2 protein-coding genes are annotated in these 724 nt (G+C 39.0%); both read left to right on the top strand.

Going from position 1 to position 724, the window contains the following annotated elements; translation table 11 throughout:
• The first annotated feature begins 77 nt into the window (after positions 1-77).
• On the top strand, positions 78-500 hold the full coding sequence (locus GVO63_RS19280; protein ID WP_032139785.1) for a putative toxin-antitoxin system toxin component, PIN family: 423 nt from the start codon (positions 78-80) through the stop codon (positions 498-500).
• A gap of 1 nt (position 501) precedes the next feature.
• Positions 502-723, top strand: coding sequence for a toxin-antitoxin system HicB family antitoxin (locus GVO63_RS19275; RefSeq protein WP_032096746.1), 222 nt, complete (start codon positions 502-504; stop codon positions 721-723).
• Position 724: the final 1 nt, after the last annotated feature.

Here is a 724-nt window from a genome sequence, read left to right as displayed (position 1 = left end):
AAGTGAGTGTGTTCATTGAGTTGTTAGCTACCATCGTTAAATTGAAAAGTGATAGCATATACGCTAGCATATAAATTATGAATAAAGTAGTTATTGATACCAGTGTACTTATTAGCGCCCTGATTGGCAAAACAGGACCAGCCCGAGAAGTGGTACGGCAATGCTTGTTGGGTCGGTTAAAGCCGTTGATTAGCACGACCTTATTTTTGGAATACGAAGCAGTAAGTAAGCGAGACAAAATCAAAGAATTATGTCCGCTTACCGAGGGCGAGGTGAACGATTTATTAGCAGCATTTTTTAGTGTGTGCGAATGGGTGCAAATACATTATTTGTGGCGGCCAAATTTAAAAGACGAAGGCGATAATTTTCTCATTGAACTTGCAGTAGCAGGAAATGCCGAGAGCATTATTACGAACAACTTGAAAGACCTGCGAAATGCGGAATTACAATTTGACGGTTTAAAAGTGTTAGCGCCAGAAGATTATTTGAGAGGAGTTTAATATGTCTACTTTAACTGTACGTTTACCAGACGATAAGCATAATCGATTGAAGGCTTTGGCTGCGCATAAAAAGTTGAGCTTAAACAAATTAATAGAAGAGCTGTCTACACAAGCGATAGCTGAGTTTGATACTGAGGTAAGGTTTAAGGCGATTGCTGCTACTGGAGACAAAAAGAAAGGTTTAGAACTTCTAGAAAAGCTTGATTCACATTTTGGTAGCTAAC

It is taken from the genome of Alteromonas sp. KUL106, from assembly GCF_009811415.1.
Classification (GTDB): domain Bacteria; phylum Pseudomonadota; class Gammaproteobacteria; order Enterobacterales; family Alteromonadaceae; genus Alteromonas.
Note: the sequence above shows the minus strand (reverse complement) of the source record. Positions and strands in the feature narration are given on the sequence as shown.

What these genes read in the sequence shown, in the direction of transcription:
- GVO63_RS19280 (WP_032139785.1), top strand. Translation starts at nt 78, where the DNA reads ATGAATAAAGTAGTTATTGATACCAGTGTACTTATTAGCGCCCTGATT.
- GVO63_RS19275 (WP_032096746.1), top strand. Translation starts at nt 502, where the DNA reads ATGTCTACTTTAACTGTACGTTTACCAGACGATAAGCATAATCGATTG.